The following is a 26,784-nucleotide window of genomic DNA, read 5'->3' on the forward strand; positions in this document are numbered from 1 at the left end:
CGGGGGAGGCAGCGTGTGGCAGACGTCCCAGTGATCGATCTATCAAAGGCGCCTGGGGAGCGCGCAGCGTGGGACAGGCCAGCGTGGGTCGTTTATCTGTGGGGCATCTGCGAGCTGCTGTTCGTCACGAATCCGTGGCAGATCAGTTCGGGCATTCGCGTGCGCGTGCTGCGGGCGTTCGGTGCCGAGATCGGCAACGGCGTTGTCTTCCGACCGCGCACCCGAGTCAAGTTTCCGTGGAAGCTGCACATCGGCGACCGCTCGTGGATCGGCGAGGGTGTGTGGTTTCACAACCAGGACCACATCTACGTGGGCCATGATGTCGTGATCTCGCAGGAGACGTTTCTCACGACCGGAAGTCACGCACATAGGCGTGACATGGCCCTCATCACGCGTCCGATTCGCATCGAGGACGGCGCGTGGCTCACATCTCGGTGCACCGTACTCGGTGGGGCCCACGTTGGTCGTTCTTCCCTTGCGACGCCGATGTGCCTTGTGGCCGGCTTAGTGCCCGCTAACGTGATTATCAGCGGGCCGACCGCCCAGGTGATCGGGCACCGTTTCCCGTCTACGACCGCATGAAGATAATCCACGTTGTCACGTATGTGTCGCCTGATGGAGCGTTTGGTGGTCCTACGCGCGTAGCCTTAGCTCAAGCGGAGGAACTGGCTGCGCGAGGGCACGAAGTCTCGGTGTTTGCGGCGGCACCGGCGGCGCGAGCTGCAAGCACGGAGCAAGACGGCTACGTCCTGCGGACTTTCCCTGCGCAGCGGCCACCCATTGTTCGAGGATTCGCGTTCTTGCGGGCTCGAGGTATGCTGCGAGCCCTAAAGCGGACGCTCCAGTCCGTGGATGTCGCGCACGTTCACCTTGCTCGAGATCTCGTCACTCTGCCCGCTGCGTCACTGTTCCGTAGGCAGGGCACTCCCTACGTGGTTCAGCCGCACGGCATGATCGACGCGTCTGATCGGCTGCTTGCCGTACCTTTGGACAAGTTTGCAACTCGGCCCGCGCTCCGAGGCGCAGCGGAAGTTCTCGCGCTAACTGCTCGCGAAACCTCTGACCTTGTCGGAGTCGCCCCGGGGATCGTTCCTCGGCGGATCGGAAATGGGCTCAAGCTCGGGAACATCCCGCCGTACGAAGGACGCGGTGACGTAGTGATGTTCCTGGCTCGGTTGCATCCTCGCAAGCGTCCGCTAGCATTCGTGCGGATGGCTGCGCTTCTCGCCGAAAGGTTCTCGAGCGCGCGATTTGTGCTTATCGGCCCGGACGAAGGCGAGGGGGCAGCTGTACGCGATGCCATCGCCGGCTCGGGGCACTCGGAGCAGATCACGTGGATGGGAGCAGCGTCGCCGGAGCGAACTGACGAGCTTCTTGCGACGGCGAAGGTGTATGTGCTTCCGGCCTTCGACGAGGTCTTTCCTATGTCAGTACTGGAAGCGATGCGGGCGGGTACTCCAGTGGTCACAACTGACTCGCTTGGAATCGCCGCCGACTGCCGTGCTCACGGAGCCGCGCTTGTGACGGATGGATCCGCCCACCAGCTTGCCGCGGCAGTAGCCTCTCTACTCGATGACGCCACCCTTGCTGAAGAGATTCGAATAGGGGCGGGCAGATACCTGGAAGAGCAGCTGAACATCGCGCGTGTCGCAGAGCAATTGGAATCAGCATACGCCGCCGCGGCGGGCAATCGTCGGTGAAAGCCTTTACGCGCCCGATAGCCGAAAAGTTGATGGATGAACGTGCCCTCGTGATTAGTGGAGCTATGACAGGATGATGCGCAGCAGTGACGGCGTCACAGACACTTCATCTTCCATAGGAGTGTCCGGATGGGGTAAAGCTGCTCCAGTCCTTGCGGTATACGTCGCGATTTCTCTGTGTGGGTTCGTGCCGATATGGATCATCGCGGCAACCAGCGCCCCTCCAACATCCGCATGGGTGGGCGTGGCTGTTGCGACGGTGGTAGCGGGCGCCCGATTTGCGTGGGTTATCGGTTCGGGTCGCAGGCGAATCTTCGAGATGTGCGTATGGCTCTTCTTCTACGTATTCCTTGGCGTCGCCCCCTTGGTTCAGCTGCGGGACCAGGTAGATCCATCGACCACGCCCGACTTGCCTCACGACCACGACTGGACTGCGGTCGTAATTGTCCTCACGGCACAAGTTTCCTATATCGCGGGCAATTGGTGGGCGGCACGATCGCGGCACCGCGGAAACATCTTGCCACGCGGACGCATCGTCGATGGCCACCGCACGAACGTCTTCCTCCTCGCGCTGAGCGCATTAGCGGTTGCGTATGTAGGCCTTGTGGGCCCTGCGACACTCTTTCTGAATCGGACGGAAAGAGGCCAAGTAACTGCGAACGTTTTCGGTAACGACGTCCTTGTCACAGTCCTCAATGCCTTCGTTTCAGTCGGGCTGCTGGTTGCGATTGTTGCTAGGCTGGAGGTCGAGCGTCGACGTAGGGTGCGCTCGGGCCAGAGTCGATACCTGCCAGTCGTTCTTGCGTGTATTCCGTTGGCTCTGATCGTGAACCCCATCGGATCGCCACGTTTTACTGTCTTGACTGTGGCGTTGGGGTTGTTTGCGGCGATGGGCGCATACAAGTCTCTGGCGAGGTACCGTCTCACGGCGCTCGTGGCTCTAGGTTCAATGTTCTTGCTCTTTCCGGTGCTGGATACGTTCCGACGGACGCTTGAAAACACGATCGAAATCACTGACCCATTGGTTTCCCTTAAGAGTGGTGACTTTGATGGCTTCTCGCAGATAATCAATACCGCTGCTTTCGTGGAGGTCAACGGCATTTCCTGGGGGAACCAGATTCTTGGTGTCCTGCTATTTTTCGTGCCACGAAGCATGTGGGCAGAAAAGCCCACAGACACCGGCATATTGCTCGCGGATTTCAGGGGCTACGCGTTCACCAACTTGTCCGCACCCCTGCCTGCCGAGCTCTACATCAATGGCGGATGGTTTGCTCTAGTTTTGGGCTCGTTGGTCTTCGGGTATGTTGTTTACAGGTTAGACGCGCGGGCCGAACTGCAGTTGATGCGAATCGGAATTCCAACCGTACTTGGCTGCGTGCTCCCCTTCTACTTGATCTTCGCTATGCGTGGTTCGCTTCTTCAGGCCACCGCAAACCTTGCGGTAATGCTCCTCACATGGTTTCTCGTTTCCAGGTCAGCAGATGTCTCGAGTCAATCGAGAACGGGAGCATCTGGATCGGCTTCAAGGAAATCTAAGTAGTCGTCAGCAATCGGGAAGGCGTCGACCAGAGTTTCCGGATCGAGGTTTTCGATTGGCAGATCCGCGAACAGCCACAGGTCTCCGAACAGTCGCGCGACGTCTTCAAAGAATGCAGGAACGCCCCCGACGAGCCAATCGAGGCGCTGCACGCTCGCGGGACCATTGGTGAAGAAGTGATGAGGCAGGATGCCCGCCGCGCGATCCTCTGTCAAGGCGAGAGCGCGGAAGCGATCATTGTCTATGCCGACAATGAGGATCCTCGAGAAGCCCAGAAACCCAGCGACACTCAGTGCATGGTAGGCGGTCATGCTCAGGAATCCGCGAGGGCGCAGCGGGCTGATGTTCCGTGAGAAGCCGTCAAGGCCCAGATTGTTGAAGCGGATGATCCGCGAAAGCGGAAAGCTCGGTGGCACCTCGTAGCCGTTCGGAACAAAGACCGTTATCCGTGTGTGGGAACCCAGGTACTCCCACACAGCTGCTTCCCGTGGACCGATTTCTCCGAAGAATTGAGGGTCAGCTAGAACGTAATAGTCGGGTACTAACGCCGCAAGGTCTGAAAGCGCGTAATGGTTGAGAGAGATCACGCGGGACCCTGACCGCTGTCGCTCGAGGACCCGGTCTTTGTCGATTCTTCGTGCGGATGGGCCAAGAGAGATGAGGATCGCCTCGCGATCGCCCTCGCGGCCCTTCAAGTTTGCCAGGCGTCTGAGTGAATGCCACCGCTGCACGGGTCTGTCGCACACCTGCACCGCAAACTTTGCGGCGACGCGAGCGCGCATACGCAATAGACGCGTAACGCTGAGGCCTCGATAGTCGTGTTGCGATAAGAAAAGCCGCTGCATGTCCATTCAGATTCTCCTGGTGCCTCAAATGCTTATTGTTGAGGGATGTACTGGCCATAGTAGGCGCGCCCGCTGGCTGCTGAGGGGCGTCGAAGGTTCCCGCGCAGCGCTCATGCACGCGGGCGTCGGTACCAACAGTGCGTGGCGGAAACGAGCAGTGCTGCTGAGGCTGTGGCGATGGTTATCCCGAACGAGGGTGCGAACACGGCGCACCCGAGGCAAACGAACCCCGCAGACGCGAGCGGCACGAAAGAGCTCGATGTTCGGGCTGTCGCAAAAGGTGTCCGACGTGCGAGTATCGCGCTCGACACGGCTTGTAGCGCGAAGAACAAGGGCCATGCGGTGGCGAATAGTATGAGGGAGGGCGGTTCAAGCGATATCTGAGTCATGACCTGGAGCGCAGCAAGCGCGGCTACTGCTGCCAGCGGTGTAGTGAGGGCCAATGGTCCGGTCCGGCCGGTGATGAAGGTCAGGTGGATGTTCGCCAGGTAGAGCACTTGGAAGATGCCGGATAGTGCCACTACGAGGGAGGCCCTCGCCGGGGCATCGGACTGAACTACCGGCCCTCCTATGAATTGGACCATAAAAGGCGCGAGGACAACGTAGACGCAGATGATGACCAGGGTTACGAGCGAAATAACGTAAGTCGAGTGCTCGAGCACCTGAGGCCGCGTTTCGGTGCCTGTTTTCATGATCATTGGCGCCCATGCATTGTTTAGAGCATTCAGCATCGTGAGGACGCTTGCGCCCACGAGCGCTGCGATCTGCAACTCGGCCGCCGTCGTCGTGTTGGTTGATGCCGAGACGATTGCGAGAGCGCCAGATATAAGGAGCGGCAATGAAACTAGGTGCGGAAGGGTCGGTAGACCAATTCGATAGGCTCCAAGGGTTTCGGTAAGAGAAAAGCGCGGTCTCCGGAAGCGCATCGCGGTGACGAGCGCCACTAGCCCCGCAGCAACGTATCCGACGGCCAGGCCAAGCGTGTAAGTTTCGGCAGTACGCGACTGGCCTGCTGTGATCAGGGCTAGGCCCAACGTAGGCGGTAACACCGACGCGGTAATCGCGAGCGCCACGAAGACCTTCACTTTCTCGGCCGCGCGAAAGAGCGATTGAGCGAGTGTCGTGATTGATAGGCCTACGCCGGCGATCACCCCCCATGCCAGGGTTTGTGGTAGAACTGCGGGGAAAGTTACGCCGCCCCATAACGGAGCTGCTAGAGCGAGAGACGTGCCGCATGCCGCGGCTCCGATGGAGCCAACGAGGATGATCCCGTTCGCAATGCCGAACCCCCCTCGACCAAGCAATGCATGACGCGTGACCGCGAGCGGGAGGCCGAACGTGACGAGCATCGCGCCGAGTTGATAGATCGTTATAACTATGGCGACTTCGCCGTACTCGGCAGCGCCCAATGTTCGGGTCACAAGCGGTGTGAGTGCCAGCAAAGTCAGCGTCGGCGCGAGAGTCGCGACGAGATAAAGTGATCCCGCCCCCAGTAGTTTCCGAATGAATTCCACTTCGCCTACCCTCCGCCGATCTTTGCTACGCCCGCAGGTGTCCCGCGGAGATCCAGATGGCCCCCCGGTGGCGGGGCGGAACGCCGACCGTCGAGCCGGGGTGAGCGCCTATCCCTCGCTAGGTGCAAAAGAGACGTCTCGCGGCTGAGGCGACCCGGAGGTCCGGGGGATCGCTGCCGCCGGGGCGCGATGCGCGACGTCGACCAACGCGCAGGGGATACTCTCGACCGCCGCCTGGCGCGGCACCACCTGGAGGTCACTTCGCCATTGTCGACTTTGTAGCGAACGCGCTGCGCCCGGCCATGATTTGCCGGTGCTTGCGTGAGCTGTAGATCACCACGCGGTCCAACCACCGTCTACCGAGAGCACTGTCCCGGTGGTGAAGGACGAGGCCGGCGATGCGAGGTAGAGGAGCGCCGACTGTATCTCTCGTGGCTCACCGATGCGTCCCAGCATTGTCTGCTCACTTAGGCGTTGTATGAATGCGCCATCGGCCTGAGCCGCGGCAGCAGGGAATGGCCCGGGCGCAAGGGCGTTCACACGGATGCCGAGGGGGCCGAGTTCGGCGGCTGCGTAGCGCGTCAGCTGAATCATCGCCGCCTTGGCCGCGCCATAGAACGGAGGGTTTGTGGCACCCTCCGCGCCGTACAGCTGCGGGCGGGGGGCGACTAGCCCATACATCGATGCCACGTTGATGATGCTCGGAGATCCGCCCGCTGCCAGCGCTTGCTTGAGGCCGACGCGCGAAGCTTCGATACTGCGCGCGACTGCACCTACCCCTAAATCGAATGCTTCGGTCAGGTCTTCGGAGGTAGCTGACTGCAGCGTACCTCCGCGTCCCACATGTGCGTTGTTGACCAGAACGTCTATGCGGCCATGTGCGTCCGCAGCTTCAGCGATAAGCGCGGGCCATGAGGTGTCGCGAACATCCGCTTGGGCGACTGTCCAGTCGCCTTCAATGTCTGCAAGCTTCTCGCGCGCACCTTGAGGACTGCGGGCGGCGACGATGACTCTGGCGCCGGCGGCGCAAAGCGCTTCCACCATCGGCCGGCCGAGCCATCCACCGCCGCCTGAGACGACGGCTACGCAGCCGTGAAGCGAAAAGAGCTGTTCCACTACAGCTCCCACTGGCTTGGGTCTGTCGCCGGGGGAGGCAGGAGCGGTAGCGCGCGTCGCACGGCGGCGCGCGCATCGCTCGAGAAGCTTCGCGGGTTTGCTGCGATGCTGGCCAGCTCGTAGATGTGAGAGGGGTCGTCCGCTCCCACGACGATCGTCGACACCCAGCGGTGCGCAAGCACGTACGACAACGCTAGTTCAGTGCGATTTGCGAATCCCAGGTCTACCACAGCTTGGTCGATACGAGACAAGAGCGCGTCGCGTGAAATGCCAATGTTTCGCGGCCAGCGAGTCTGGCTGCCTCCGATGAGCAGTCCTTGAAGAAACGTGCTCCGCGTCGCGATAACAACATCGGGGCGTAGCGATAGCGCGGCCTGAACCGGCGAGGTGTTCCACCGATCATCGAGCAGGTTGAATGGCAACTGCACGTAACCGATCGTCTTGTCCTCGAGCGCCCGGAACAACTCGACCGGAGTGGAAAGGGACACGCCGATTCGTTGGACGATGCCCTCCTGCTGCAGCGAGACGAGCGCCTCTTTGAACCCTGGGCGCGCCCAGTCGTCCCATCGATGCGCCAGTACGGTCTCGACCGATGGCGCCTGCAGGCGGACCAGCGACGACATGACGGAGTCATGCACGGCGGCGCCGACGTGAGAAACCGATGCCGTCACTGGTAGGTCCGAGAGCGGGCGAACCTTCGTGATCGCGACCATCGGACGAGGAAGGCCACGTCGGAAGGCCGCGCCGATGTTCTGCTCGCTTTTCCCATAGGCTGCGGCAGTGTCGATGTGGGTGATTCCGACCTCGGCGCCGGCCTCGATAATCCCCAGGGCGGACCGTTGTGTCGGTGTGCCTGTCGTGTTCGCGATGCCGTACTGCATGCCGACCTGAGCGCCGCCCAAAGTGAGTGCACTCTGACCGCCTTTCGCCTCCAGGTGCGGCGTGGCGAGTCCCTGGGTTATATCCGACCGGCGGTCAGCGAGTAGATCCGCCAGCCGCTCCCAGGGGATCTGAACTGGGTGCTGAATCTGCTCGAAAAGGTCTGCGATGACGGTGTAGTCAAACAGCGTGTCCACCGTCGCGCGCGTGTGCGCCCACTGCGGCGCGGCATGAGCGACGTCGAGCGGCCGGCCGCGGAATCTTTCGCGGATCCAAGGAGTAACGTGCTCTCGCTCATATTGATGGTCTGCGGACGCCGCGGCTTGACGCAGCACAGCTACGGTGAAGGCTTCGCCTGAGACCCCGTAAGGAACTGGACTGGCGTCACCACCGACGTAGGTGTACGGCGTTCTATCGTCTACCTGTGCGGCTAATGCCTGCGCCAATTTTCCGTCGGGCAGGCAGTTGTCGGCGGTGAGTCGTACCACCACGTCGTCTGGTCGCAGGTCGCGTGTTGCGCGATCAAACCGATCCAGGGTGTCACTCAGTGATCCTCGAAACACGCCGATCCCGGCTCGTGTCACTGCTGAGACAATGGGGTCGTCATCAGATTCTGTGCTGGTCGCAACGACGACGTCCAAGCCGGTGTTCGCTGCTCGGCGAGCGGCGAGCGTCACAAGTGGCATCCCTGCGACCGACAGCATCGCTTTCGCGGGAAGGCGAGCCGAATTGAGCCTCGACTGAATCACTACACGCGTGGCCACAATACTCACCGCAATGCGCGCGTGAGAGACTCCACGACGCGCTCAACCTGTGCATCGCTGAGGTCCGGAAAGATTGGAAGCGACAGTTCCTGCTTGTAGAACGCTTCTGCATTGGGGCACATACCACGCCGGTATCCCGCGTTGGCGTAAACAGGATGCCAATACACAGGCATGTAGTTCACCTGCACGCCAATACCGTCGGCCCGCATCCGCTCGAAGACTTCGCGTCGGCGGTCGTCGAGTACACGGAGCGGATATAGATGCCAGACGGGGTCTGCTCCCTCGCGTTGCGCCGGGGTGATAACCCCTTCGACACTTGAGAGAAGATCGTTGTACATACTCGTGATCTCAGCGCGGCGTCGCTTGAAATCCGACAGCCGCGTTAGCTGAGCCAACCCGAGCGCGCTCGCGATGTCAGTCAGTCTGTAGTTGAGCCCGAACTCTTGCACTTCTTGATGCCAGGGACCCTCGTCGCGGATCTGGAAACGCGTGGGGTCACGAACTAGTCCAATGAAGTGGAACTCATGTGCTCGCTGCGCCAGAAGTGCATCCTTCGCAACGAGAGCGCCGCCCTCACCTGTCGTGAGGTTCTTGGTTGGGAAGAACGAGAAGGTTGTCAGATCGGCGAGGCTGCCGACGGGCCGACCCTGGAACGATCCGCCGATTGAATGCGCTGCGTCGGCAAGCGTAAGCGCTCCTACCGCTGCGGCGATCTCGTTTAGGGTGTCGTAGTCTGCTGGTTGCCCCGCATAGTCTACGGCGGCGATTACTCTTGTCCGTTCCGTAGCCAGGGCGCTGACGGCAGCAGGATTGATTAGAGCAGTATCTTCGTCAACGTCGGCGAACCGGACCTTCGCTCCCAACATTGACGCTCCCGACGCGGTCGCGATGAACGTCATCGGCGTGGTGATTACCTCATCACCGTGTCCGATTCCTGCCGCGGCATAGGCCATGTGAAGAGCAGCCGTGCCAGAGGTGGCAGAAACCGCATGGTGGCCGCCCGAGAGCCTCCCGATCGCGTCTTCGAAGGCTGCAACGAATGGCCCCGTCGTCAGCCAGTCACCGCGCATCACATCAGCGACAGCCTCGATGTCCTGAGCAGAGATGGACTGGCGTCCATACGGGAGCATGGGTCAGACTCCGGTCTCGATGATTTGGGCGATCTCCTCTTGCGTATACCAGGCGTCGTTGAGATCCGACCGATAGGCGAACCCGCGCTCGACCGGCGTCGAACCCTCGGGTGCCTGATATCCCCACGTGGCGAGGTCGGGCTGAATGATGAAGTACGCACCGTCCTGCACCATCACAGCACGGCGCCCCTCTTCAGGGCTGATCATCTCTTCGTGCAGCTTCTCGCCGGGGCGCAAGCCGACATCCACCAGGTCGGCCCCGGGGACGATGGCGTGCGCAAGGTCGGTAACCTTCATCGAAGGTATCCGTGGAACCAGCAGCTCACCACCCTGCATAAGACCAAATGCATCGACTACCATCCGAACGGCCTGTGGCAGCGTGATGAAGAATCGGGTGCAGCGCAGATCCGTAACAGGGAGGGGCTTTCCCTCCGCGCCGAGCCTCTTAAAGAACGGAATTACAGAGCCGCGGGACCCCATGACGTTGCCATAGCGCACCACTGCAAACCGAGTATCGTACGCCGCTGCGTAGTGGTTACCGGTGATGAACAGCTTGTCGGCGGTCAGTTTTGTAGCGCCATACAAGTTGATGGGGCTCGATGCCTTGTCGGTCGACAAGGCCACGACCTTCTTTACTCCGGCATCAATTGAGGCTTCGATGACGTTCTGGCTGCCCAGTACGTTCGTCTTGACAAACTCGAAGGGGTTGTATTCGGCGGTATCGACCTGCTTCAGGGCCGCAGCATGCACTACGTAGTCGACACCGTGCAGGGCTCGCGCCAGCCTTCGCTCGTCGCGGATGTCGCCAATAAACCAACGAAGGCGGGAATCGTCCCCGAACTGATGGCGAACCTCATACTGTTTGAGTTCATCCCTAGAGAAGACCACGAGCCTGCGCGGGTTCAGGTTGTCGAGCGCGTATCGGATGAAAGCCTTCCCAAAGGACCCCGTTCCGCCGGTGATGAGAATGTTAGATCCCGTCAGGATGGTCACGTTGAGGGGCCCCCGATGCCGTCGTGGATTGTTGTTGCCGCGATCTGGTCGCCGTCCTCGCGGATGTGGCAACTCTCCGAAGTATCTTACTGAAGTGCCTCCCATTCCTGGATCTGCCTCCGACCGAGCAGAGAAGACCCTTCCTCGCTCTGTCTTGATCCATCTCAACGCTGGTGAACGGTTCGGCATGGGGCACTGCATGCGTGGCGTCGCCCTTGCTGAGGAGGCAGCGCGCCGCGGGTGGACCGTTGCGGTGGCGGGCGACATGAGCCCCGGGGCCGTGGCGATGCTTCGCGCGGTACCGGGAGACGTGCGCGTGGAGGCGGGGCCATTAGCTCAGGGTTCGGATCGGGTCCTGAGGCTGGCCAATTTGATGCGTCCTGATGTCGTGCATCTCGATACGTATTGGGGTGAGTTCGAAGCCCTAACGGGAGCCTCGTGGCTGCTCAGCAACATGCAGGATGGCCGTTACGGGGCTCGACACGCTGACCTCGCGATCGACGCGAACATCGGCGGTGAGGCGGCGTTTGCATCTCCGCACTTGAGCCGATTTCAAGCTGCCGGTGGACGAGTTGCACTTACTAGGGCCGCAGTCCGGCGTCACCGCCGTGTCTGGGAGCCTCGCCAGGCTCGGCGTGTCCTTGTTGTGATCGGGGGGACGGATCCGTTTAACGTCACACCTCGGGTCATTGATGCGCTTGAAGTGACGTCGGGGCGACTTGAGGTGACTGTGGTCAGCCCCGCCGGCAACCCAAATGTGGCTCAGGCAGCGGCAAGAAGTAGGCATGACGTGACCGTGAAGCCGTTCGTTGATGACTTGCCCGACTTGGCCGCGAAACACGACCTCGTCATCAGTGCGGCCGGCACCTCCATCCTGGACTTTGCGTGCATGGGGCTGCCGATGGCGCTCGTCAGCGTCACGGACAACCAAGCGGCCGGCTATCGCCAGGCGACCGCGTCGGGCCTCGGCGTGCCGCTCGGCGAGCCACCGCACGCAGACCTTGAGAACCGCATGCAATTCCTAGATGGGATTCTGGCCGACGCCGAACGGCTACGAAGGATGTCGGAAGCCGGCCGACAGTCTGTCGATGGACTTGGTGCGTGGCGAATCGTTTCCGCCTGGGAATGCCAAACCCCTGCGGCCCGCCCCATCCAGCGGGACGTGAGGCCGATTGGGGTGCGCCCGGCGCGCATGTCGGACGCCGAGCAGTTGTTGAGTTGGCGGAATGACCCGCAGACGCGCCTGCGGTCGCGACAAACCGACGAAATCACGATGGGCTCCCACCGCAGCTGGCTGCAAGCCACGCTCGAATCCCGTGCGCAACTCCTGCTCGTCGCAGAGGATGGCCAAAACCCGGTAGGGACGGTGCGCTGGGACGCCGTCGGCCGATCTCGGTGGGAAGTTTCGATCAATGTTGCCCCGACTGCGAGAGGCCGCGGTATCGCGGCTAGTGCGCTGCGTGCAGCCGAACGGGCTTTGCTCGACGAGTATCCGGAAGCTCCCCTTGCCATGGTCGCTTGGGTCCATCCGGACAACGAGCCCTCGCTGCGGCTGTTTAGCGCTGCGGGCTACCTGCCGGACAAGCCAGCGGAATCGGGCTTCCTCTCCTTCGTCAAGCAAAGGATCAAATCAGATCCCATGTGAGTGGCGTACCGCGCTCTACGTCGGTAACGAATGGTCTTCCAAGCACAACATCAATTGCGTCGGCAGGCAGCCCGCCCGCTGGTCGGATTGACCGCACGTTGGACGGAGTAACAAGGTCGCCCTTCTTCACGTCGGAAACCACAAACAGCGATCGGCGCAGTGCGAGAACCGCGCGCTCCTCCGGCGTCGGCCCGAATCCGGTACCCGACTGCGTCGCTATCCTTGCTTGCTCCGCCGACACGACGAGGGACGTGAGCTCGGCAGGCGACAGCGAGAAGTCCGAGTCGACGCCGCCGTCCGAACGGTCCAAAGTCACATGCTTCTCGATGACCACAGCGCCCAGAGCGACCGCGGCAACAGACACACCAATCCCGAGTGTGTGGTCCGATAGACCAACAGGAACGCCGAAAGCGCGCCGGAGTGCGTCGATGTTTCCGAGCCGTGCTTCTTGTGGCGTTGCTGGGTATGCCGCGGTGCATGCCAGAAGAACTAGTTGGCGGCAACCAGCGTCGTGAGCGGCAGAAACCGCGGCGTCGATCTCGGCGAGGGTCGCCATTCCTGTCGACATGATGATGGGCTTTCCCGTCCGCGCGATCTCGCGAATCAACGGGAGGTCAACGATTTCAGCTGACGCAGTCTTGTAGAGCTCGACACCGAGGCCCTCAAGCAACTCGACGGAGGAGGGATCAAATGGGGTCGAAAACGGGATGAGTCCGCGGGATCGAGCGCGTTCGAAAATGGGAGCATGCCAGTCCCACGGGGTGTGCGCCTCCTCATACAGTTCGTATAGCGTGCGTCCACCCCACAAACCATGGCTGTCCGCGATTCGAAACCCGGGCTTGTCCGATCGGATCGTCAGAGTGTCCGCGGTATACGTTTGGATCTTTAGCGCCTGCGCACCGCTCTCTGCCACGGCGTCCACGATCGCGAACGCTCGATCGAGGTCGCCGTTGTGGTTGCCCGACATTTCCGCGATGACAAAGGGCGGTGCTTGCGTAGCGATTGTCGCCTTGCCAACTGGGATCACCTGGGATGAGGTCACTCACTGAGCTTAGGGTCGAGACTCAGTCGAAGCACATCGACGGGTGGTTGAGGGCCTTCGCGCTTCGGACGCTCCAGCGAACGGTAATCGGCGGTCGATTAGGGCGCGGATGGGGCCTCTGCGCAAATGCCGAGGCGCCATGTCCCGCTCCCTGGGATAGCCAAGGGCAGCAGGCCTGAACGGCACGGCTGCGCCCTGAGCTCGCCGGGCGGAGCGAATACGTTCAATAAGCCGACGGGCCGGGGGCGAGTGCGGCACGCAGAGTCTTGACCAAGATCAGCAGGTCACCGAGCATGGTCCAATTCTCGACGTAGGAGAGGTCTAGCCTGACGGACTCTTCCCACGACAGAGTCGACCGCCCACTCACCTGCCAGAGCCCCGTCACGCCAGGCTTCACGAGGAACCGCCGATGCACGTGGTCCGCATACCGCTCAACCTCCGAAGGCAGGGGCGGCCGCGGCCCGACGAGAGACATCGAGCCCGCGAAGACGTTGAACAGCTGGGGCAGCTCGTCGAGGCTGTACTTGCGCATGAACCGACCCACGCGGGTAGCCCGCGGATCGTTGGTCATCTTGAAGAGGATCTCGTTGCCGGCATCCCGCTTCGCCTGAAGCGCCGGTAGCAGCGCCTCGGCGTTTTGCACCATGGAGCGGAACTTGAGCATGCGGAAGGTCTTGCCCGCGTAGCCGACGCGCGTCTGCATGAAGAGCACGGGGCCGGGGCTCGAGAACTTCACGATCATCGCCAACACGAGCAGCAATGGGCTCAGCACGATGATGCCGATGGTGCTGAGCGCGAGGTCGGTCGCACGCTTCGCGACGCGCTGCCCGCGGCTGAAACGCGGGGTCTCCACGTGGATGAGCGGCAGCCCCGCGACCGGCCTGGTATGGATGCGGGGGCCGGCGACGTCGGCGATGCTGGGCGCCAGCACGAGGTGCTGCTGGCCCTGCTCGAGGCTCCACGAGATGTGCTTCACCTTGTCGGGCGGCAGGTCGTCGGTGCTCGTCACGACGACCGTGTCGGCCTGCGTGGCCTGCAGGGCGCGGTCGATCGAATTGACGTTGCCCATGATCGGGATGTCGGTGCCCTCGATCGTGTCGGCGACGCGGCCGGTGGGCACGCAGCATCCCACCACTCGGTAACCGGCGCTCCGCGCGCGGGAGAGCTCGCGGGCTACCTGGGCCACCGAAGCCTCGGAGCCGACGAGCAGCACCTTTGCGGAGTACTCGCCCTGGGCGCGCTTTACCACGAGCCACTGGCGCCACATCCAGCGCGAGAGGAGGAGGAAGAGCACGCCCATGGGCAGTGAGACGAGCAGGAACCCTCGGGCCACATCAATCTGCGCGAGGAACGCGATGATGGCGATGCAGCCGAACAGCACGAAACTGGCGTCGAAGATGCGCTTGTACTCCTGCGAGCCGCTGCCGATGACGCGGTAGTTGCGGGTGTCGTTGAGCATCAGAGCGCCCATCCAGAGCACGACGAGCAGGGTGGAGAAGATCCAGTAGTCGACCGCCGGGATGGGCGATCCCTCGCGGACGACCACGTTGGCTTCGAGACCGAGCCACGCGATCTGCGTGCCGAAGACGACCCACACGATGACGATGAAGTCGGTGACGGCGACGCGGCGGGCGTAGCGGCTACGCCAGTCGCCGCGGGCTGGACGCGTGGAGGGGGCGCCGGCGGTGAAGGCGGGGGAGAGGGAGCGCTGGTACTGCGCGCCGGTGGGCGCAGCGCCGGCGCGCGGTGTCGCATCGGGCGGCAGGGCCACGGCAGGTACGTCGGTTCGCGGTGCCGCGATGGGCTCCGGTGTCGTTCCGATGTTCTGCGAATTCACGTGGCTGGGGACTTCCGCGCGAGGGTGAAGCCTCTCCTGGGGAGGAGAGGATTTCATCACGGTATCAGCGGTATATGACGCCTCGGTAAACCCAGGGGTGTTTTGGGGGCGTGGGGGGTGATGTTGGCGGAGGCGATGGGCAAACCGCACACGCTACGGTCGTGGTCATGGACAAGAACGAACCCGTCGTCGTGACCGCCGCCTTCCGTCCGCTCCCCGGGCACCGCGAGCAGGTGATGGATGCTCTGCGGACCGCGATCCCGCGGGTGCACGAGGAGCCGGGCTGCGAGCTCTATGCGATCGTCGCGGCATCCGACGACGACATCCTCATGCTCGAGAAGTGGACGCGCGTCGCCGACCTCGACATCCACAGCGAGGGCGAGGCGGTCGCCGACCTGAAGCAGGCCATCGAGGGGCACCTGCGCGAGCCCATCGACGTCGCGTGGTACTCGCCCATCCCTCTCGGCCAGGCCGCCAAGGGTCAGCTGTAGGCCTGTCCGGCCGGAACGGCCGTGACTAGCCGCGGGTTTCGCGCGAGATGAGCAGCCCGGGGCCCTCAGATACCCCGAGCGGCCATTGCCTCCGGGGAGCCGGGATCGAGGTGGTCGAGGCCCTCGACGCCGGCGAACGCGCGGTCAGCCGATGCGAGGGCCGTCACGTGTTCGCGTCGCATCGCCGCGGCGGCCAGCACCGCATCGAAGGCGCCCAGACGCTCGTGCGTGCGGAAGAGTCGCAGGCCGTCGGCGAGGTCTGCTGCGTCGATCGAGACAAGCGGCGCCAGGAGTGTGGCGTAGTGGGCGGTGAGCTCTGCGGCATCCTGTCGCCCCCGGCGACGCGCGCGGACGTGGGCGAACTCTTGCAGCACCTCGACCGTGCTGGTGGCGGCCAGGCGCCCGTCGCCCACCGCCGCGATGATCGAGCGGCACGGATCGCGGAGGGGATGATCGGTGCCGACGGCGTAGAGCAGCACCGTCGTGTCGAGCAGGATCACGCGCGACGCCCGCGCACATCGTCGAGTTCGGAGAGAAGATCGGCGACGCTCGGGGCCGGAGCCGGATCCGCCCCGAGCACGGCCTCGGCGGCCGCGGCGCGGGAGGTTGCGCGCGGCGGGTAGACGACGTCGATCGCTGTGCGCACGAGAGACGCCACAGACACGCCCCGTTCCGCCGCCGCCCGCTCGAGCCTCTCGCGCTGGGCCTTATCGACGAGCACCTGCAGTCGCTCCGTCTTCATGTGCATACATTAGCATGTGCATGTTTGCGGGCGTGCCTGCGTCAAGCCGTCTCCAAGGGGGCGATGCCGCCGTCGCGAAACGCGCCCCTGACCGCGCGGGCGAGCGCCGGGGCATCCGCGGTGTCGTTGTGCACGCACACCGTCTCGACCGCGTCGAACGCGGGGTCGGTCAGCATTCGGGACACGCGCGCCGCCGCCCCCTGCACGTGCGGGAGGCCTGGAGCGAGAAGTTGAAGCCGGTCTTGGCGCCGAGGCCCGAGAGCAGCCCGACGTAGACGAACAGCAGCGCGTGGAGGGTCGTGCAGCCAATACGTCAGCGAGCGCGCCCAGCCGGCGCCGACGGGACCCGTGGGCATGCGGCCGAACCAGCCGAGCCTGCCCGCGGCGACGGTGCGTGCGGCGCGGGCCGGCGGGGCGACGAGGGATGCCGCGAGGCTGCGCCGCCACAGCAGCCAGAGCACGGCGAGGGTCGCCCCCTCAGGGCCTCCTTCGGGAGATTCCTCTGCCGAGCAGAGGGTGGATGCCGGGGAGAGGGCGCATTCGGCGGATTCGCTCCTCTGCCGGGCAATAAACCTCTGCCGAGCAGAGGAACGGCGACGGGGACCAGCGCATGCCAACCGTCGCACGCGCGCGGGGGCGGGCGGCCGAACCGCGGCGTGCGGAAGTGTCAAGGGCGTTCGCCGCGGGGGGCGTTCGGGGGGAGGATGGAGGCATGGTCAGCATCCCTCAGGTCACGCTCAACGACGGCACGTGGTTTCCCCAGCTCGGGCTCGGCACGTACAATCTGCGCGGAGAGGAGGGGATCGAGGCGATGGTCGCCGCGATCGAGGGCGGGTACCGCCTGCTCGACTCCGCCGTCAACTACGAGAACGAGGTCGAGGTCGGCGAGGCCGTGCGCCGGTCGGGACTCGACCGCGACGAGCTGCTCGTGACGACGAAGGTGCCGGGCCGCCACCACGGCCGCGACGAGGTCGCCGCGAGCGCCGCGGAATCGCTCGAGCGCCTGGGGCTGGATCGCATCGACCTCTACCTCATCCACTGGCCGAACCCGCGGGTGGACCGCTACGTCGAGACGTTCCGCGGGATGCTCGACCTGCAGGAGCGAGGCCTCGTGCGGTCGGTGGGCGTCTCCAACTTCACGATCCCGATGCTCGAGCGGGTCGCCGCCGAGACGGGCGTCACGCCCGCCGTCAACCAGGTGGAGCTGCACCCGTACTTCCCGCAGACGCAGCTGCGCGAGTTCCACGAGGCCCACGGCATCCGCACGGAGAGCTGGAGCCCGCTCGCCCGGCGCAGCGAGCTGCTCTCGGAGCCCCTCGTGCAGGACCTCGCAGAGGCCTACCGCGTCACCCCCACGCAGGTCGTGCTGCGCTGGCACGTGCAGGGCGGGAGCACGCCGATCCCGAAGTCGGCCGACCCGGACCGGCAGCGCGAGAACGCCGACGTGTTCGGGTTCGAGCTCGACGCAGACGCCGTCTCGGCGCTGACGGGGCTGGAGCGCGGCCGGCTGTGGGACGGCGACCCCGACACGCACGAGGAGTTCTGAGCGAGACCATCACGCGGATGCCGGGGGCCCGCGGCTGCTCGCGGCCACGCTCGGCGTGGCGAGGGCGGCCTGCTGGGCCTCGCGGTCTCCGCCGACGAGAGCGCGCTCTTGCTCTACGTCACGACGGGAGACGCAGGCCAACCCGGCGCGGCGCAGCACCGCGACACGCTCGCGGGGAAGATACTCCGGCTCACGTCGGAGGGGGACATCCCCTCCGACAACCCCTTCCCCGGCTCGGCGGTCTACAGCCTGGGGCACCGCAACGTGCAGGGGATCGCGTGGTCGGCGGACGGGCGGTGTCGCGGAAGCTGAGGTAGGGGTTCATGCGGCTCAGTGTCCTCGCGGCCCCCGGCGTCCGCAAGGGGGCCGGTCAGTGCGGCGCGTGGTACTCCGCGGTGTCGCGCTTCCAGTACCCCTTCACGACGATCTGCTCGGCGTCGAGACCCCAGCGATCGAGGAGCAGCGCGCGGCCGGAGCGCACGACGGACTGCTCGGCCGCGACGAACCCGAACACGTCGCCGGCGGGGCGCTCCGCGGCGCCGACGGCCTCGAGCCGCTCGATGAGGGCCGACCCCGGCAGCTCCGCACCGCGGTGCACGTACTCGACGGCGACGCCCGCGGGGGCCTCGATCGACACCTCGTGGGCGGCGTCGGGCACCTCGAGGACGACGCGGCCCGCGGCATCCTCGTCCATCTGCGCGCAGAAGCGGCGGATCGCGGGGATCGCGGTCTCGTCGCCGGCGAGAAACCACGCGTCGGGCCGCCCCTCGATCACCATCGAGCCGCGGGGTCCGCCGATCCCGGCCTCCGACCCGAGGGGCGCCGTGTCGGCCCACACCCCCGCGACGCCGTGGGGGCCGTGCACGACGAACTCAAGGTCGAGCCAGTCGTCGCCCCATGCGAGGGGCGTGTACTCGCGGCTCGGAGAGGCGCGCATCTCCTCGACCGTCTCGACCGGCGCGGCGGGGAAGAACACCCGGATGTGGTCGTCGGCGCCGAGCGAGACGAAGTCGCGCAGCTGCTCGCCCTGCAGGCGCACCCGCACGTAGTGGGGGGCGAGGCGCTCGCGCGACACGAGCGCCGCGCGCCGGAAGCGCAGGTCGAGCGGGAGGCGGGCCAGCGAGAAGGCGGCGGTCGCGGGGTTGGACGTGCTCATGGAAGTTAGGCTAACCTACCCACGGCTTCATTAGGTAAGCCTTACCTGCATCCGAGAGAACCCTGGAGACAATCGATGAGAACCTCGCGCGCCCTGATCGCGACCTCGTTCACCCTCGCCGCCGGCGTCGCGCTGGCCGGCTGCGCAAGCGGCACCCCCGGTGCATCCGAGAGCCCCGCCGCGGAGGACGAGATCCTCACGATCGAGCACGCGCAGGGCGAGACCGAGGTCGCCGCCGACCCCGAGACCGTCATCGTGCTCGACCTGGCGAGCCTCGACACGCTCGACGCCCTCGGGGTCGACGTCGCGGGTGTCGCCAAGGGCAACCTGCCGAGCTACCTCGACGACTACGAGGGGGACGAGTACCTCAACGCGGGCACCCTCTTCGAGCCCGACTTCGCCGAGATCGAGGCGGCATCGCCCGACCTGATCATCGTCGCCAACCGCTCGAGCGAGGCGTACCCCGAGCTGGCCGAGATCGCCCCGACGATCGACCTCACGCTCGACTGGACCGACTACCTCGGCAGCTTCGAGGCGAACACGCGCGCGCTCGGCGAGATCTTCGGCAAGCAGGACGAGGTCGACGCCGCGCTCGCCGAGATCGAGGACAAGATCGCCCAGACGCAGGATGCCGCGGCCGACGCCGGCACGGGCCTCATCGTGCTCACGAGCGGCGGCGAGGTCACCGCGTTCGGCCCCGGGTCGCGCTTCGGCTGGCTTCACGACGAGCTGGGCGTCACCCCCGCCATCGAGGACGTGGAGGCGGCCACGCACGGCGACCCCGTCTCGTTCGAGTTCCTGCTCGAGACCGACCCCGACTGGCTCTTCGTCATCGACCGCGACGCCGCCACCGGCGAGGGCACGCAGAGCGCCGAGCAGATCCTCGACAACGAGATCGTCGCGCAGACCACCGCATGGTTGGCGGGCCAGGTCGTCTACCTCGACCCCGCCCCCTGGTACATCGTGATGAGCGGCCTGACCTCGGTCAACACGATGATCGACCAGATCCAGGGCGGCCTGTCCTGACGCAGGTGCTCGACCCCGTCACCCCCGCCCCGGCGCGTGCCCGTCGCCGCGGGGCGGGGGTGGCGGCCGTGCTGGTCGTCGCAGCCCTCGCCGCCCTGAGCGTGTTCGTCGGGGTCGCCGACGTCTCGCCCGCGGCGCTGTTCGCCGGCGGGCCCGACTCGGATGCCGCGCTGCTGCTGTTCGCCAGCCGCATCCCGCGCACCCTGGCGGTGCTGCTCGCGGGGGCGGCGATGGCGATCGCGGGGCTCATCATGCAGATGATCGTGCGCAACAGGTTCGTCGAGCCGGGAACGGCCGGCACGGGGGAGTCGGCGGCCCTCGGCATCCTGGCCGTCACGCTCCTCGCCCCCGGGATGCCGCTCGTCGGCAAGATGGCCGTCGCCGCCGTCTTCGCCCTCGCGGGCACCGCGCTGTTCCTCGCGATCCTGCGCCGCGTGCCGAGCCGCCAGATCATGCTCGTGCCGCTCGTGGGCATCATGCTCGGCGGGATCATCGGCGCGGTCACGACCTTCCTCGCCTACCGCTTCGACCTGCTGCAGACGCTCGGCACGTGGATGACGGGCGACTTCTCCGGCGTCATGCGCGGCCGCTACGAGTTTCTCTGGATCGCCGCCGCCATGGTGGTCGTCGCGTGGATCGCCGCCGACCGCTTCAGCGTCGCGGGGCTCGGGGAGGAGTTCACCACCAACCTCGGCCTGAACTACGGCAGGGTCGTCGCGACCGGACTCGTCATCATCGCGGTGATCACCTCGGCCGTCATCGTCACGGCCGGCATGATCCCGTTCCTGGGGCTCGTCGTGCCCAACATCGTCAGCCTCGTGCGGGGCGACAACGTGCGCCGGTCGCTGCCGTGGGTCGCCCTGCTGGGCGCCGGCTTCATCCTGGTGTGCGACCTCATCGGCCGGCTCGTGCGCTTCCCCTACGAGATCCCGCTCGGCGTCGTCGTCCGAACGGTGGGTGCCGCGCTCTTCCTGTGGCTGCTGCTTCGGAGGGGATCCCGTGCGCACTGACCTCGCCCCCGCCCGCGCCGGCGCGCTCGCCGGCGAGCGGATGCCGCGGCGCCTGGCCGCCCGCGCCGGCGCGCTCTGGCGGCATCCGTGGGCACGCATCGCGCTCGCCGGGGCGATCGTCGTCGTGCTCGTCGGGCTGTACCTGTTCACCGACGTCCCCGGATCGCTCGACTACGCGCTGAAGATCCGCGGGCGCACGGTGCTCGCGATGCTCGTCGTCGCGGCCGCGATCGGCGCCTCGACCGTCGTGTTCCAGACGATCACCGACAACCGCATCCTCACGCCCGGGATCATGGGCTTCGACGCGCTCTACATCCTCATCCAGACGGTCGTCGTGTTCGTCTTCGGGTCGATGGCGCTCGCGACCGCAGACCCCGCGACGATGTGGATCGTCGAGATGGCCGTCATGACGGGCTTCGCGATGCTGCTGTTCCGATGGCTGTTCGGGGGGCGCCGGCGCGCGGGCGGCGCGGTGCGCAGCATCCACCTCATGCTGCTGGTGGGGATCGTGTTCGGGGTGTTCTTCCGCAGCCTCTCGCAATGGCTGCAGCGCATGATCGACCCCGCCGAGTTCGCCGTGCTGCAGGATGCGTTCTTCGCGAGCTTCTCCCGCCCCGACCCGCAGCTGCTGGTGTTCACCCTCGTGATCGTCGCGCTCGCGCTCGCCGCCCTCGTGCCGCTGCTGCACGTCCTCGACGTGCTCGCCCTGGGCGAGGCGACGGCGATCGGGCTCGGCGTGCGGCACCGGGCCGTGGTCACCGCGCTGTTCGGGCTCGTCGCGGTCATGGTCGCGGCATCCACCGCGCTCGTCGGCCCGATCATGTTCTTCGGCCTGATCGTCGCGAACCTCGCCTACGGTCTCGCCGGGTCGTTCCGGCACCGGCACGTGCTGCCCCTCGCGATCCTGCTCGGGCTCGTGTGCCTCGTCGGCGGGCAGCTCGTGCTCGAGCACCTCTTCGCGCTGCAGACCACGCTGAGCGTCATCATCGAGTTCGCCGGCGGCATCCTCTTCCTCTTCCTCGTCCTCCGAAAGGGAGCCCGATGATCGAGCTGACCTCCGTGACCAAGCGCTACGGCGCCACCGCCGTCGTCGACGAGGTGACGCTCGCACTCGGCGACGTCGGCGTCACGTCGATCATCGGGCCCAACGGCGCGGGCAAATCGACGCTCTTCGGGATCGTCGGGCGGCTGCTCGCCCCGGATGCCGGGCACGTCACGATCGACGGCCTGCCCGCGGCATCCGCCCCGCCCGGCGAGCTCGCCCGCCGGATCGCCCTGCTGCGGCAGGACAACCACCTGACCGCGCGGCTGAGCGTCGCCGACCTCGTGGAGTTCGGCCGCTACCCGCACTCGCGGGGGCGGCTCGGGCCCGCCGACCGCGACGCCGTGGAGCGCGCGATCGCGTACCTCGACCTCGATGCGCTGCGCGGCCGGTTCCTCGACGAGCTCTCGGGCGGCCAGCGCCAGCGGGCGTTCATCGCCATGGTGCTCGCGCAGGACACCCGCTACGTGCTGCTCGACGAGCCGCTCAACAACCTCGACCTCAAGCACGCCGTCGAGATCATGCGGCTGCTGCGGCGCATGGCCGACGACCTCGACAAGCGCGTCATCGTCGTGCTGCACGACATCAACTTCGCCGCGACGCACTCCGACCGCATCGTCGCGATGCGAAACGGGCGCGTCGTGGCGGATGCCGCGGCATCCGCCGTCATGACGCCCGAGCTGCTCTCGGACATCTACGACCTGCCGGTGGACGTGCGCGAGATCGACGGCCGTCCCGTCGCGCTGTACTACGCCTGAGCGCGGGGATCGTGCGACCCGGCTAGAGCTGGATGCCCTTGTCGTCGTCGTTGACGCCGACGTTGCGCCCGCGCCACGACTCGTAGGCGATCAGCCAGCCGAGTGAGACGACCACTCCGAGCGCGAGCCCGAGCACCCAGTTCTGCAGCAGCACCCCGACGACGAGGCCGGCGACGAGGAGGCCGGCCGTGCCCAGGAGCCAGGTGCGGCGGCCGCGGGGCCAGGGGGAGCGCTGCGTCATCCCGCCAGCCTACGTCCCCCCGCCCACCCCGCCCACGCCGCCCCCGCCCCCCGCCCCGCCGAAACACCACGTCTGCGCCGACGCGCCGTCCGACGGATGGGGTTTCGCCGCAGACGTGGTGTCTCGGCGTGGGACGAGGGCTTGTCCGCCGGCGTGCGGAGGGGTTGAGTGGGATGCGGAGAGTGATGCCATGACACGCCACCTTCTGCTGCTCTCGTGCGGACTCGGCGCTCTGCCCGACTTCGTGCACTCGCGCGTGCGCAAGCATCCCGGCGCCGTGCGCGTCGCCTACGTGCCGACGGCGGCGCGGGCGCTCGCCGATCCGAGCGCATCCGGGCACGGTACCGCCGTGACTTCCACCTCGAGATGCTCGCCGACGACCAGGCGATCATCGTCGAGGACGACGCCGCGGCCGTCGTGGAATCGGCCCTCGTGGACCTCGAATCGGTGAACGGGTGACGCCGGGTCCCCCACGACGGGCCGAGCCGGAGCTCCGCCTCCGGGTCAGCGCGAGCGGTGATCCTCCGGGTGCAGGCGGGGCCCCCGCCGCGGCTCGCGCACGCCCGAGGCGCCGATGAGGCGGATGACGCGCTGACGCTGCCCGGCCCACGGCGAGAGCAGCTCGAGCATCCCGGCGTCGTCCGTGCGGCGACCCGCCAGGGCGTATCCGACCTCGTGCGCGAGGTGGTAGTCGCCGACGCTCACGGCATCCGGGTCGCCCAGGGCCCGGATGCGCGTTTCGGCGGCCGTCCAGACGCCCACCCCGCGGACGCTCGTGAGCACCCGCTCCACCGCCTCCCCGTCGGAGCCCTCGCCCACCGCCCGCACGAGGGAGCGGCCCACGCGGGCCGCCTCGACGATCGTGCGCGCCTGCGGAGGCTCGAGCCCGGCGCGGTGGAACCCCCACGAGGGGATGCCGCGCCAGCCCTCGATCGGAGGCGGGGCGAACATCGGGATGGGCGTCGGCCCGGGGGCACGCTCTCCGAACCACGTGACGAGCCGGCGCCAGGCCGCGAACGCCTGCATGCCCGTGACCTTCTGCTCGATGATCGCGCACACGAGCGAGTCGAACAGGATGCCGGTGCGACCGAGCCGGAGTGCGGGGTTGCGCCGATGGGCCTCCGCGACGAGCGGGTGCGCGCCCGGGTCGAAGCGCTCGGGGCGGTCGTCGGCGCCGCACAGGGCGGGGAGCTGGCCGAGCGCCCACTCGGCGCCCGGCCCCCACGCCGCCGCACGCACGGCGCCGCCGCCCACCGGCCGCATCGCGAGGGTCGCGATCCCCTCGGGGGTGCGGCTGGCCCGCCAGATGACCGGACCGTCGGCGACCATCGTGGGGTCGTTGCGCCCCCGGCGCTGGAACAGCACCGCGCGGGCGATGTCGACCGGATGCCGCGGGCGGTACTCGCTCTCGCGCGCCGGCATGCGCGCGGACGCGGGAGCGGCATCCGCGGTCATCGTCATGCCGACACCCTACGTGGGGCCGGCGACAGGCGAGTCGGCCCGCGCGCGGACCGCCTCCGGGCCGGGCGCTCCGCGCGGGTGCGATGCCCGGCCGTCCGGCTTCGGGATCAGAAGCGGTCGGGCGAGGGCGTGCCGTGGCCGTAGCGGATGGAGACGTCGGCGTGACGATCGAAGCGGTAGCCGACGCCGCGCACCGTGCGCACGATGTCCTCGTAGCGGCCGAGCTTGGCGCGCAGGCGCCGCACGTGCACGTCGATCGTGCGCTCGCCGGGAGCCTCCTCGTCGGCGCCCGCCGCCCACAGCGACGACACCAGCTCGGTGCGCTCGATCGTGCGACCCTCGCGCAGCACCAGGTACTGCAGCAGCTCGAACTCCTTGTAGGTGAACGCGGCGGACTCGCCGTCGAGGAGGACCTTCTTGCGCGAGATGTCGACGACCACGCCCACGGGGGCGCGGCTGGCGTCGTCGGCGTCGGACTTGTGGCGGGCGACGGCGCTCGGCTCGTGCAGGGCGAGACGCACGACATCCACGTCGCGACCGCCGGCGCCGATCGGGGCGAGGGCGACCGTCGCGTAGGTCTCGGCGCCGGGAGCGAGGTCGGCGAGGGTGCGGCGCAGCGCGTCGACGAGGGCGCCGAGGCTGACGCCGGCCGCCTGGGCCTTCGCCTCGTCGAGGCCGACGTAGAGCGCGAAGCCGCGCGGCGAGGTGCCGGCGGGGACGGCACGCGCGGGGGCGGCGTCCGCCGCCGCTGCTGCGGGCGGATCGGGGATCGCGGCGCCGGCGGCGGCGGGCGAGGCGGGTCCGGCGACCGGGGGGACGGCGCGGAGGGCGGGGCGGGAGACGGGGCGCTCGAGAAGGGCGGAGTTCGACATGATGGCGGTGTCCTCGGAAGGAAGGGAACCCATGGGGTTCGGGGGTGCTGCGATGTGCCGGTGTGCGGCCGGGGACGAGGCATCGTGCTCTGCGCCGTGCGGCGACGGGAGCGATGCTCGGGGGCTCATGCGGGCTCGCTCAGATGCGGGCGGTGAGCCGGACGGGGGTCACGTAGCGTCAGCGACACATTCGACAACACAGGACAACACGGCCGGCCATCATGGAGCCGGCACTCCCGTTCGCCTCCCAGGCGGACAGAGGGCGTGCGTTGTCGGTCATGGGGCCGATTATGACCGAATGCGTCCGAATGTGTCAAACCGCACGGATGCCGCGGCATCCGTGGGCGGTGAACGAACAGATTGCTCAGGCGGCGCCGAATCGCTCCGCCAGCCACGCGACCTGCCGCAGCCACTGGTGATGCCCGCCGCCCTCGTGGCCGTTGTACTGGTAGACCTCGATGCTCTTGTCGGCGGAGCGCAGCGCGTTGTACGCCGCGAAGACGCTGCCGGGCAGCACGATCTCGTCCATCAGCGCCACGGAGAACAGGGCGGGGGCGGTGACGCGCCGCGCGAGGATCGCGCCGTCGAAGTGCGACAGCGTGCGCAGCACCTGGTCGGAGGCGTCGCGATGGATCGACAGGTACCGCGTGATCTCGGTGAACGGCGCCCCGGGTGTCTTGACGATGGAGCGGGGGAAGTCGCAGAGGAACGGCACATCGGGCATGACGGCGGAGACGAGGGGCGACAGCGCGGCCGCGGCGATCGCGGTGCCGCCGCCCTGGCTGCCGCCGGTGACGGCGATGCGCTCGCGGTCGACGCCCTCCAGCCCCGCGGCGGTCTCGACGAGCCGCACCGCGTCGGTGAACATGCGCCGGTAGTAGTACTGCGCCGGATCGAGGATGCCGCGCGTCATCACGCCGGGCACGGCGCCGTCGCTGCCGTGCGGATCCGGGGTGTGGCCGCCCGAGCCCCACGTACTGCCCTGGCCGCGGGTGTCCATCAGGATGTGGACGTAGCCGGAGGCCGCCCACTTCAGGTGCTCGCCGGGGAGCCCCCGCCCGCCCCCGTAGCCGACGTACTCGATCACGGCGGGGCGCGGCTCGCCCGTGCGAGGGCGGGAGATCCACGCGCGGATCGGATCGCCCGCGAACCCCGAGAACTCCAGGTCCTCGATGACGATCTCGAAGATCGGGCTCGAGGCCGGCGCGATGACGGGTGCGAATGCCGCGGCGCGCGCCTGCTCGAGCGTCTCGCTCCAGAAGGCATCCAGGCCCTCGGGCTCGACGAGCGCGGGGGAGTACGCCCGCAGCTCCTCCAGGGGCAGGTCGGTGAACATGAGCGCCATCGGGTCCTCTGTCCGTTCAGGGTGTGCCCCCACCCTAGGGGAGCCCGGCGAGCCCCCGCCTGATAAGTTGTGTTCGTATGCAAATTCGGGCG

Annotated in this window: 27 protein-coding genes; 11 read left to right on the forward strand and 16 right to left on the reverse strand. The window is 66.6% G+C overall.

What is annotated here, in order from left to right; genetic code table 11:
• Positions 1-30: 30 nt before the first annotated feature.
• From RYJ27_RS01900 to RYJ27_RS01910, 3 genes are all read left to right on the forward strand, one after another.
• Positions 31-582, forward strand: a complete 552-nt coding sequence (locus RYJ27_RS01900; protein ID WP_330171103.1) for an LbetaH domain-containing protein — start codon at positions 31-33, stop codon at positions 580-582.
• Complete coding sequence (locus tag RYJ27_RS01905) at positions 579-1,700, forward strand: glycosyltransferase (RefSeq protein ID WP_422732852.1); 1,122 nt, start codon at positions 579-581, stop codon at positions 1,698-1,700. Before RYJ27_RS01900 ends, RYJ27_RS01905 begins: the two co-directional genes overlap by 4 nt.
• A 73-nt stretch (positions 1,701-1,773) precedes the next feature.
• Entirely contained in the window at positions 1,774-3,240 is a 1,467-nt protein-coding gene (locus RYJ27_RS01910; RefSeq protein WP_330171105.1) for a hypothetical protein, read from the forward strand.
• Here the strand turns inward: RYJ27_RS01910 and RYJ27_RS01915 are convergent.
• The 6 genes from RYJ27_RS01915 to pseB all read right to left on the reverse strand — a co-directional run bounded on the left by RYJ27_RS01915 (position 3,192) and on the right by pseB (position 10,478).
• Positions 3,192-3,824 (reverse strand): hypothetical protein, encoded by a 633-nt coding sequence (locus RYJ27_RS01915; RefSeq protein ID WP_330171106.1) that lies wholly within the window; start codon positions 3,822-3,824, stop codon positions 3,192-3,194. The two genes, RYJ27_RS01910 and RYJ27_RS01915, sit on opposite strands and share 49 nt — an antisense overlap.
• 368 nt (positions 3,825-4,192) lie before the next feature.
• Entirely contained in the window at positions 4,193-5,596 is a 1,404-nt protein-coding gene (locus tag RYJ27_RS01920; protein WP_330171107.1) for an MATE family efflux transporter, read from the reverse strand.
• A 333-nt stretch (positions 5,597-5,929) separates the two neighbouring features.
• Positions 5,930-6,724 carry an SDR family NAD(P)-dependent oxidoreductase gene (locus RYJ27_RS01925; RefSeq protein ID WP_330171108.1) on the reverse strand — a complete coding sequence of 265 codons (795 nt, stop codon included), beginning with the start codon at positions 6,722-6,724 and terminating at the stop codon, positions 5,930-5,932.
• The gene (locus tag RYJ27_RS01930; RefSeq protein ID WP_330171109.1) at positions 6,712-8,364 is read right to left on the reverse strand and encodes an aldo/keto reductase; all 1,653 of its coding nucleotides are present in this window, start codon (positions 8,362-8,364) and stop codon (positions 6,712-6,714) included. Before RYJ27_RS01930 ends, RYJ27_RS01925 begins: the two co-directional genes overlap by 13 nt.
• Complete coding sequence (locus RYJ27_RS01935; RefSeq protein ID WP_330171110.1) at positions 8,361-9,485, reverse strand: DegT/DnrJ/EryC1/StrS family aminotransferase; 1,125 nt, start codon at positions 9,483-9,485, stop codon at positions 8,361-8,363. The genes RYJ27_RS01930 and RYJ27_RS01935 overlap by 4 nt, the downstream gene beginning before the upstream one ends.
• A 3-nt stretch (positions 9,486-9,488) precedes the next feature.
• Positions 9,489-10,478: a UDP-N-acetylglucosamine 4,6-dehydratase (inverting) gene (pseB, locus tag RYJ27_RS01940; protein WP_330171111.1), complete on the reverse strand. Its 990-nt coding sequence runs from the start codon at positions 10,476-10,478 to the stop codon at positions 9,489-9,491.
• Between the two features lie 454 nt (positions 10,479-10,932).
• On the opposite strand from pseB, the gene RYJ27_RS01945 reads away from it, so the two are divergent.
• Entirely contained in the window at positions 10,933-12,123 is a 1,191-nt protein-coding gene (locus tag RYJ27_RS01945; RefSeq protein ID WP_330171954.1) for a bifunctional UDP-2,4-diacetamido-2,4,6-trideoxy-beta-L-altropyranose hydrolase/GNAT family N-acetyltransferase, read from the forward strand.
• Here RYJ27_RS01945 and pseI read toward each other — a convergent pair.
• Positions 12,104-13,165, reverse strand: coding sequence for a pseudaminic acid synthase (gene pseI, locus RYJ27_RS01950; RefSeq protein WP_330171112.1), 1,062 nt, complete (start codon positions 13,163-13,165; stop codon positions 12,104-12,106). The two genes, RYJ27_RS01945 and pseI, sit on opposite strands and share 20 nt — an antisense overlap.
• A 223-nt stretch (positions 13,166-13,388) precedes the next feature.
• On the reverse strand, positions 13,389-14,936 hold the full coding sequence (locus RYJ27_RS01955) for a sugar transferase (protein WP_330171113.1): 1,548 nt from the start codon (positions 14,934-14,936) through the stop codon (positions 13,389-13,391).
• Between the two features lie 233 nt (positions 14,937-15,169).
• On the opposite strand from RYJ27_RS01955, the gene RYJ27_RS01960 reads away from it, so the two are divergent.
• The gene (locus RYJ27_RS01960; RefSeq protein ID WP_330171114.1) at positions 15,170-15,493 is read left to right on the forward strand and encodes a putative quinol monooxygenase; all 324 of its coding nucleotides are present in this window, start codon (positions 15,170-15,172) and stop codon (positions 15,491-15,493) included.
• Between the two features lie 65 nt (positions 15,494-15,558).
• Here the strand turns inward: RYJ27_RS01960 and RYJ27_RS01965 are convergent, their stop codons facing one another.
• Genes RYJ27_RS01965 through RYJ27_RS01975 form a run of 3 tightly spaced genes read right to left on the reverse strand, consistent with a single transcriptional unit; the run spans position 15,559 to position 16,696 of the window.
• Positions 15,559-15,993 carry a type II toxin-antitoxin system VapC family toxin gene (locus tag RYJ27_RS01965; RefSeq protein ID WP_330171115.1) on the reverse strand — a complete coding sequence of 145 codons (435 nt, stop codon included), beginning with the start codon at positions 15,991-15,993 and terminating at the stop codon, positions 15,559-15,561.
• The gene (locus RYJ27_RS01970; RefSeq protein WP_330171116.1) at positions 15,990-16,235 is read right to left on the reverse strand and encodes a hypothetical protein; all 246 of its coding nucleotides are present in this window, start codon (positions 16,233-16,235) and stop codon (positions 15,990-15,992) included. The genes RYJ27_RS01965 and RYJ27_RS01970 overlap by 4 nt, the downstream gene beginning before the upstream one ends.
• Before the next feature lie 41 nt (positions 16,236-16,276).
• Positions 16,277-16,696, reverse strand: coding sequence for a hypothetical protein (locus RYJ27_RS01975; protein ID WP_330171117.1), 420 nt, complete (start codon positions 16,694-16,696; stop codon positions 16,277-16,279).
• 251 nt (positions 16,697-16,947) lie between these two features.
• On the opposite strand from RYJ27_RS01975, the gene RYJ27_RS01980 reads away from it, so the two are divergent.
• Positions 16,948-17,781, forward strand: coding sequence for an aldo/keto reductase (locus RYJ27_RS01980; RefSeq protein WP_330171118.1), 834 nt, complete (start codon positions 16,948-16,950; stop codon positions 17,779-17,781).
• Between the two features lie 72 nt (positions 17,782-17,853).
• The gene (locus RYJ27_RS01985) at positions 17,854-18,093 is read left to right on the forward strand and encodes a PQQ-dependent sugar dehydrogenase (RefSeq protein ID WP_479691275.1); all 240 of its coding nucleotides are present in this window, start codon (positions 17,854-17,856) and stop codon (positions 18,091-18,093) included.
• Between the two features lie 58 nt (positions 18,094-18,151).
• On the opposite strand, the gene RYJ27_RS01990 is transcribed toward RYJ27_RS01985, so the two are convergent.
• Entirely contained in the window at positions 18,152-18,937 is a 786-nt protein-coding gene (locus RYJ27_RS01990) for a siderophore-interacting protein (protein WP_330171119.1), read from the reverse strand.
• Positions 18,938-19,012: 75 nt separating this feature from the next.
• Between RYJ27_RS01990 and RYJ27_RS01995 the strand changes: the two genes are divergently transcribed.
• From RYJ27_RS01995 to RYJ27_RS02010, 4 genes are read left to right on the forward strand one after another with little or no spacing between them, the layout of a single operon-like run.
• A complete protein-coding gene (locus RYJ27_RS01995) occupies positions 19,013-19,963 on the forward strand; it encodes a siderophore ABC transporter substrate-binding protein (protein WP_330171120.1) in 951 nt (316 codons plus the stop codon).
• 5 nt (positions 19,964-19,968) lie between these two features.
• Positions 19,969-20,973, forward strand: coding sequence for an ABC transporter permease (locus RYJ27_RS02000; protein ID WP_330171121.1), 1,005 nt, complete (start codon positions 19,969-19,971; stop codon positions 20,971-20,973).
• The gene (locus RYJ27_RS02005; RefSeq protein WP_330171122.1) at positions 20,963-22,018 is read left to right on the forward strand and encodes an iron chelate uptake ABC transporter family permease subunit; all 1,056 of its coding nucleotides are present in this window, start codon (positions 20,963-20,965) and stop codon (positions 22,016-22,018) included. Before RYJ27_RS02000 ends, RYJ27_RS02005 begins: the two co-directional genes overlap by 11 nt.
• Entirely contained in the window at positions 22,015-22,773 is a 759-nt protein-coding gene (locus tag RYJ27_RS02010; RefSeq protein ID WP_330171123.1) for an iron ABC transporter ATP-binding protein, read from the forward strand. Before RYJ27_RS02005 ends, RYJ27_RS02010 begins: the two co-directional genes overlap by 4 nt.
• A gap of 22 nt (positions 22,774-22,795) precedes the next feature.
• Here RYJ27_RS02010 and RYJ27_RS02015 read toward each other — a convergent pair whose 3' ends face one another.
• The 4 genes from RYJ27_RS02015 to RYJ27_RS02030 all read right to left on the reverse strand — a co-directional run bounded on the left by RYJ27_RS02015 (position 22,796) and on the right by RYJ27_RS02030 (position 26,692).
• Positions 22,796-23,014 carry a hypothetical protein gene (locus RYJ27_RS02015; protein WP_330171124.1) on the reverse strand — a complete coding sequence of 73 codons (219 nt, stop codon included), beginning with the start codon at positions 23,012-23,014 and terminating at the stop codon, positions 22,796-22,798.
• A 504-nt stretch (positions 23,015-23,518) separates the two neighbouring features.
• Complete coding sequence (locus tag RYJ27_RS02020) at positions 23,519-24,469, reverse strand: DNA-3-methyladenine glycosylase family protein (RefSeq protein WP_422732876.1); 951 nt, start codon at positions 24,467-24,469, stop codon at positions 23,519-23,521.
• A gap of 113 nt (positions 24,470-24,582) precedes the next feature.
• Positions 24,583-25,347, reverse strand: a complete 765-nt coding sequence (locus RYJ27_RS02025; protein ID WP_330171126.1) for a winged helix-turn-helix domain-containing protein — start codon at positions 25,345-25,347, stop codon at positions 24,583-24,585.
• A 364-nt stretch (positions 25,348-25,711) separates the two neighbouring features.
• On the reverse strand, positions 25,712-26,692 hold the full coding sequence (locus tag RYJ27_RS02030; RefSeq protein WP_330171127.1) for an acetylxylan esterase: 981 nt from the start codon (positions 26,690-26,692) through the stop codon (positions 25,712-25,714).
• Between the last annotated feature and the right edge of the window lie 92 nt (positions 26,693-26,784).

The organism is Microbacterium limosum (genome assembly GCF_036324365.1).
GTDB classification, from domain to species: domain Bacteria; phylum Actinomycetota; class Actinomycetes; order Actinomycetales; family Microbacteriaceae; genus Microbacterium; species Microbacterium limosum.